The sequence below is a fragment of the Novosphingobium sp. genome, from assembly GCF_049240505.1.
GTDB lineage: Bacteria > Pseudomonadota > Alphaproteobacteria > Sphingomonadales > Sphingomonadaceae > Novosphingobium.
The window spans coordinates 1-4497 of sequence record NZ_JBMLSM010000188.1; the positions used below are offsets into that span (position 1 = coordinate 1).

The 4497-nt window shown below is 63.8% G+C and carries 7 protein-coding genes; 4 read left to right on the forward strand and 3 right to left on the reverse strand.

Annotated features, from left to right (window positions below; translation table 11 throughout):
• A partial coding sequence (locus tag ACOVQ0_RS15320; RefSeq protein WP_421886270.1) for a phosphoenolpyruvate carboxykinase (ATP) occupies nt 1–644 on the forward strand: 644 nt, incomplete at its 5' end.
• 71 nt (nt 645–715) lie between these two features.
• On the opposite strand, the gene ACOVQ0_RS15325 is transcribed toward ACOVQ0_RS15320, so the two are convergent.
• The gene (locus tag ACOVQ0_RS15325) at nt 716–1681 is read right to left on the reverse strand and encodes an FHA domain-containing protein (RefSeq protein ID WP_421886273.1); all 966 of its coding nucleotides are present in this window, start codon (nt 1679–1681) and stop codon (nt 716–718) included.
• 155 nt (nt 1682–1836) lie between these two features.
• Nucleotides 1837–2427, reverse strand: coding sequence for a DnaJ domain-containing protein (locus ACOVQ0_RS15330; protein ID WP_421886276.1), 591 nt, complete (start codon nt 2425–2427; stop codon nt 1837–1839).
• Between the two features lie 40 nt (nt 2428–2467).
• Between ACOVQ0_RS15330 and ACOVQ0_RS15335 the strand changes: the two genes are divergently transcribed.
• The 3 genes from ACOVQ0_RS15335 to ACOVQ0_RS15345 are packed head-to-tail and all read left to right on the forward strand — an operon-like array spanning nt 2468 to nt 4081.
• Nucleotides 2468–2740 carry a BolA family protein gene (locus ACOVQ0_RS15335; RefSeq protein ID WP_421886279.1) on the forward strand — a complete coding sequence of 91 codons (273 nt, stop codon included), beginning with the start codon at nt 2468–2470 and terminating at the stop codon, nt 2738–2740.
• 1 nt (nt 2741) lies between these two features.
• Nucleotides 2742–3194, forward strand: coding sequence for an NUDIX hydrolase (locus ACOVQ0_RS15340; protein WP_421886288.1), 453 nt, complete (start codon nt 2742–2744; stop codon nt 3192–3194).
• Nucleotides 3191–4081 (forward strand): pirin family protein, encoded by an 891-nt coding sequence (locus ACOVQ0_RS15345; RefSeq protein WP_421886282.1) that lies wholly within the window; start codon nt 3191–3193, stop codon nt 4079–4081. The genes ACOVQ0_RS15340 and ACOVQ0_RS15345 overlap by 4 nt, the downstream gene beginning before the upstream one ends.
• Nucleotides 4082–4090: 9 nt before the next feature.
• Here the strand turns inward: ACOVQ0_RS15345 and rlmJ are convergent.
• Nucleotides 4091–4497, reverse strand: a 407-nt coding sequence (gene rlmJ, locus ACOVQ0_RS15350; protein WP_421886285.1) for a 23S rRNA (adenine(2030)-N(6))-methyltransferase RlmJ, incomplete at its 5' end; no start/stop codon positions are given.

Below are 4497 nucleotides of genomic sequence, written 5' to 3' on the forward strand. Positions count from 1 at the left end.
CCCGCGGCGCCTATCCGATCGAGTTCATCCCGAACACCAGCGAGAAGAACCTCGGGCCGCCGCCGTCCAACATCATTTTCCTGACGGCTGACGCCTTCGGCGTTCTGCCTCCGATCGCGCGGCTCACGCCAGAGCAGGCGATGTACCACTTCCTCTCGGGCTACACCGCCAAGGTCGCCGGAACCGAGATTGGCGTGACCGAGCCGGAAGCCACGTTCAGCACCTGCTTCGGCGCCGCGTTCATGCCGCGCCACCCGTCAGTCTATGGCAACCTGCTGAAAGAGCGCATCGCCAAGGGCGGCGCGCAATGCTGGCTGGTCAACACCGGTTGGTCGGGCGGCAAGGCCACGCAGGAAGGCATCAAGCGTATGCCGATCAAGGCCACCCGCGCCCTGCTGAACGCCGCGCTCGACGGTAGCCTGAACAATGCGACCTTCAAGAAGGACGCAAACTTCGGCTTCGAAGTGCCAGTCGAAGTGCCGGGTGTGGACACCAAGCTGCTCGACCCGCGCGCAGCCTGGTCTGATGCCGAGGAATACGACAAGACCGCGCAGGAACTGGTTCACAAGTTCGTCGACAACTTCCAGCAGTTTGCTGAATACGTTGACCAGTCGGTGCGTGACGCAGCGCCTGCCACCGCCTGATCCCAGCGCGTCACCACAAACCGTTTCGAGGCCCCTTACCGGGGCCTCGTTTCGTTTCAGGCAAGTCAAAATCAGGCGGCGAGAAACGCCTCAAGGAAACTGCCAACCCCGCCGAAATTCATCGGCAGCGCCGCCACCGGGCGCTCATACCCTTTCAGATCCACGTCGATCATGTGGCCGGGATGGAACCGCACGTCGCCCAGCGCACTGAACACGTCGCCTGCCACAAGAATGTCGCAGCCGGTTTCCTTCGTCGCCGTTTCCAGCCGGAACGCCGTGTTCACAGCCTCGCCCATCGCCGTGAAGTCTGCCGACGCACCGCTGCCGATGTTGCCGACAGAGGCGGTGCCCGCATTGTATCCGCAGCCAAAGCGCAAAAGGGCAGGCGGTTTGTGCTTCTTCTCGGCCAGCCGGAAGATTTCCTGATAACCGCTGATCACGTCCAGCACGGTCACCACATCACGCCGGGACAGCGCGTTGGCCGGATGCAGCCAGATCGCCATGATCGCATCGCCAATGAACTTCACCGACCACGCGCCTGCCGCATCGAGCAACTGCCCGGCATCACGGTTGATATCGCTCATCATCGCGGCAATCGCGCGTTCGCCCATCGCCGCCGAAAGCTGGGTGAAGCCGCGAATGTCGATCACCATCGCGCTGACCAGTTGCTGGTCCATGAAAAACTGCGTGCGCCCCGCCATCGGATCGGGCAATTCCACCGGAGCCGCCGCCTGCACGAATTCGATGGTCTGACGGCCTATCTGGATGCGGTCGCCCGATTTGAGCTGCGTCGGCGTTTGCACCGGCCTGCCGTTCAGCCAGGTGCCATTGGTGCTTCCAAGATCGTTGAGCGTGCAATGGCCGCTGGCGTTGCGGCGGATCATGGCGTGTTCACGCGATGCGAGATTATCCTCCAACACCACGGTGTTGGAGGGTGCGCGGCCAAAGCCGCAAATGCCCAGACGGGCTACAGGGATCTCGCGAACGGCGCCCCCAGCCTCCATCCGCAGGTACGTATCGCAATCGTCGGTCGCCACAGCCCCCTCCGCAGATCGACATATCTTGTAACGATCCCGCAAGGCTTGGAATGTGCCGTATAGCACGCCTTTACCGTTTTTGTATCAAGCCGGGATGGCATCAGGATGGCGAATCTGCAAGCCTCAAAGCCCAAAAGCCTTATAATCAGCCACTTTCAGCCAAAAAGAGCGCTGCCTTTCAACAGGTTGTAAGCCTCCACAACTTCCTGCAGCCGTCCTTCGTAACGGCGATCGCCGCCGTTACGGTCCGGGTGATACTTGCGCACAAGCTCTGAATAGCGGCTGCGCAATGTCCGTCGATCCGCGTCATAGGCCAGATGGAGCGCATCATAGGCCTTGCGCTCGTCCGGGCTGATTCCCCGCCGCGCGGCGTCGGCAGCCTTCTGGTGATCGGCCCGGCGCGCCTTGGCACGCTGCGCAATCGCCTCCAGCGGATCGGCAAAATCGCTCCAGCGCGGCGCCTGGTCGATGCCCGCATCGGGCCGGAACGCGCGCGTTTCCCTCTCCCACCCGGCGATGGGCGATTGCGCGCGCAGGATTTCGTCCGGCGTCATCCCGGCAAAGAAATCGTATCCTGAATTGAACTGTCGCACATGATCAAGGCAGAACCAGCGGTAGTCGCCCGGACCGTCAAACCCTGATCCGCGCGCGCCGGGCGCACGGAACTCGCCCGGCTCGTCACAACCGGGAGCATTGCAGATGCGTCCGGTATCCTGAACGCGGCCGTGGAACTTGTCATGTCGCATGTGGCTTCCACATGGCGATCAAAGCGCTAGAAGAAAACCCATGACCGGACCAATCGCACAGGAAATCGAACGGCTGCTGACCGCCGCCCTCACCCCCACCCGCCTCGCCGTGATCAACGACAGCGCCAGCCACGCAGGCCACATGGGCGATGATGGCACCGGCGAATCGCACTTCACCGTGGAGATAGAAAGCCCCGCCTTCACCGGCCAATCGCGCGTCAACCGCCAGCGCATGGTCAACAAGGCGCTGGGCGATCTCCCCGGCCAGCGCGTCCACGCGCTTGCGATCAAGGCGACCGCGCCCGGTGAGTGAAATGGCGGTGGCCACGCGCCGCATCCGCCGTGCCGCGCGCATCCTCTTGATGGACGAGCATGACCGCCTGCTCCTGATCCGCTTCGCCCCCAAGGACCGCCGCCCATTCTGGTGCGGTGTCGGCGGCGAATGCGATCCGGGCGAGGATTTCCACTCAGCGGCCATTCGCGAACTGTTCGAGGAAACCGGCCTGCGCGTGGAAACCTGCGGCGCAGAAGTCGCCGCCCGCGCCGACGATTACCTGACGCTCGAAGGCGAACCCATCACCTCGGACGAACGCTTCTTCCGTGTCACCACCCGCAGCTTCACGCCCGATAACACTGGCCACACCCAGATCGAACGTGAACTTATCAAGGAATTTCGCTGGTTTACCCGCGCGGAACTGGCAAACTGGCACGAACCGCTGTTCCCCGTGAACGTGCTGGACCTGCTCGATCTTGAGGCTGACGCATGACCGATTCCATCATCCAGACGATCACCCCCGTCGCCCATGATCTCGGCGCGTTCGAGGTTCGCCGCGCCATCCCCTCGCGCCAGCGCACGATGGTCGGCCCGTTCATTTTCATCGACCAGTTCGGCCCCGCGCACCTGCCGCCGGGCACGGCGATGGACGTGCGCCCGCACCCGCACATCAACCTCGCCACCGTCACCTGGCTGTTTGAAGGCGCAATCGACCACCGCGACAGTCTCGGCTCCTTCGCCACGATCCGCCCCGGACAGGTCAACCTGATGACCGCGGGCAGCGGCATCGCCCATTCCGAACGCTCGCCCGAAACCGAGCGCCCCAGCGGCCCGCATCTCTACGGAATGCAAACCTGGCTCGCCCTGCCCGATGGCAAGGAAGAGATCGCCCCCGCCTTCGAACAGGGCACCAATCTGCCGCTGGTAGAAGACGTATGCGTCAGCGCCCGCGTGATCATGGGCACCCTCTGGGGCCAGACCGCCCCCACCACCCAGCACGCCGCCACGATCTACGCCGAAATCCTGCTGGCCCCCGGCGGCACGCTCCCCATCGACGCCGAAGCCGACGAACGTGCCGTCATGCTCGTCGGCGGCGAGGCCAGCATCGACGGCGTGCCGCTCGCCCTCTACGACCTCGTCGTTCTCGCCCCCGGCGCAGTGCTGAAACTGCAATCCGAAACCGGTGGCCGCGTGATGCTCATGGGCGGCGAAGCCTTCACCACCAAACGCCACGTCTGGTGGAACTTCGTCAGCTCCAGCCGCGACCGTATCAATCAGGCCAAGGCCGACTGGCAGGAAGGCCGCTTCCCGAAAGTGCCGGGCGATGAGCAGGAGTTCATCCCCCTGCCCAAGGTGGCGACTACGGTGAGCTATCCTTAGCCTGAGGGCTTACGCCCCCAACCACTCTGCCACGATCTCCCCCCGATGCCCCTCCGGCGCCAGTGCGGCGCGCAGGGCTTCAAGCATCGGCGCCAGCGCCTGCGTAAAGGCATAAGGCGGGTTTACGATGAACAACCCCGCGCCGTTGTAGATGCCGGGCTGATCAGCATCGTAGAGCCAATGCTCCACCACCAGAAACTTCGGAATGCCAAGCCTGCGCAGCTTTTCCTTCCAGTGCACATGCGCAGACCGGTCTTTCAGCGGATACCAGATCACCGTTACGCCATGTGCCCATTTGCGGTGCGCAGCGGCCAACGTCGTCACGATCCGCGCGCGCTCGTCCGTCTGCTCATAGGGCGGGTCGACCACCACCACCCCGCGCGGGGTGCGGGTCGGCAGCATCGCCAGCCAGAACT